This window comes from Halarchaeum nitratireducens (genome assembly GCF_014647155.1).
In the GTDB taxonomy this organism is placed as follows: domain Archaea; phylum Halobacteriota; class Halobacteria; order Halobacteriales; family Halobacteriaceae; genus Halarchaeum; species Halarchaeum nitratireducens.
The window spans coordinates 1-1436 of sequence record NZ_BMOQ01000021.1; the positions used below are offsets into that span (position 1 = coordinate 1).

The window sequence follows — 1436 nt, forward strand, 5'->3', positions numbered from 1 at the left end:
TCGAACGCATCCCGTACGCGGTCAAACTCAGCAAGGCGACGCGCTGGAACGTCCTCGAGAACGTCGGGATCGCGGTGCTGACCGTGACCGTCCTCCTCGCGGGCGTGCTCACCAGCTACGTCACCCTCGCGTCGGGAATGCTGGTCCACGAGGCCAGCGTCCTCCTCGTCATCCTCAACGGGATGCGACTGCTCCGCTACTGACCACGAGACACGATCACAACCACAACTCATGACATCGAATTCGACTGCGGCTGACACGACCCAGACGAGAACCAATTGGCAGGTCGACTACGACGTCGAGCCGATCGAAATCCGCGACCCCGTCGCGGAGGCCCTCGACGTCCTCGAACCGGGCGAGCCGTTCGTCATCGCTTATAGAGACGCGGTGAAAGAGGCAGGACACTCCTGTCCGACTGCCTCGGGCGCCTACCGGATCGTCCAGCTCGGGCTCGACGCCCTGTATCCCGACGACTATCCAGTCCGGAGCGAAATCGAGGTCCAGACGGCCGGCCCGCAGGAGGATGCTGCGTACGGCGTGATGAGCCGTATCATCTCGTACGTGACTGGCGCGACCGGCGATGACGGATTCAGCGGGCTCGCCGGCGGCTATGGCGGCCGCCGCGACCTCCTGTGCTTCGACGGGTTCGACCCGGACACGGCGGACCCGACGTTCCGGTTCCGGCGAACCGACACGGACGAGACCGTCGAAGTGGCCTACCACGTCAGCGACGTTCCTAGCGGTGGACCCGCAATCGGGAACCTCCAGAGGATTCTCGACGGATCGGCAAGCGACCAGCAACGGGAGGCCTTCGCTGACGCTTGGCACCGCCGCGTGCAGGCTGTTCTCAGAGACGCCACCCTATTCTCCGTCGAAGGGGTATGAACGCGGCGGTGTACCCCTCACACTCGTAATGAGAGTTACCGCGATATACTGTTGGGCTCCTTGGGTACCTTGGTAGCGCCATCACCTAACTCGCCGACATCGATATGAGAGTACCCCACGCAAACCATCCCCTCAGAGTTGTCCAAGTATCGAGCTACAACCGCCAACCCAAATACTCAAACAAGAATCTCGCCCATCCCGCGTCAACTGCCATATGGAGCAAGGTAATCGTGTTTCCAATGGTCGATATCGATCTCCACAGCCTCTGAAGTCGTTGGAGAACCGACCGTGACCCATCAGTCATAATCTGCGGCAACGTCTACGGACACATCTATGCCGTTGTATGAGTCGTCGGAGCGCCCTGTCGGTGCCGTCGATATTGACGGGGTACAAGAGGTCAACTATGATTTATTTCCAGTTCATTTCGAACTGATTCGAAGGCACGCATCAAATCTATCCTCCGAGGTTGTGTCGCTCCGAATGTGCGGCTGTGTTGAATCGCCATACGGCGGTGGAATTCACTGTTTCACAGCCCGCTTGATGTTATAGAC

The 1436-nt window shown here is 59.7% G+C and carries 1 protein-coding gene and 2 pseudogenes; 2 read left to right on the forward strand and 1 reads right to left on the reverse strand.

All coding sequences use genetic code 11. The annotated features are described in order from the left end of the window. Both IEX91_RS16160 and IEX91_RS16165 read left to right on the forward strand, forming a co-directional pair. Positions 1 to 203 (forward strand): annotated as a pseudogene (locus IEX91_RS16160) (heavy metal translocating P-type ATPase); the annotation flags it as partial. 28 nt (positions 204 to 231) lie between these two features. Continuing rightward, a complete protein-coding gene (locus IEX91_RS16165) occupies positions 232 to 885 on the forward strand; it encodes a hypothetical protein (protein ID WP_188880239.1) in 654 nt (217 codons plus the stop codon). A 35-nt stretch (positions 886 to 920) separates the two neighbouring features. On the opposite strand, the pseudogene IEX91_RS16430 reads toward IEX91_RS16165, so the two are convergent. After that, positions 921 to 1198, reverse strand: a pseudogene (locus tag IEX91_RS16430) (site-specific integrase); the annotation flags it as partial. Positions 1199 to 1436 lie beyond the last annotated feature (238 nt).

Bases quoted from the DNA above. Each gene is read 5' to 3' on its own strand.
- IEX91_RS16165 (WP_188880239.1), top strand. From the start codon at position 232: ATGACATCGAATTCGACTGCGGCTGACACGACCCAGACGAGAACCAAT.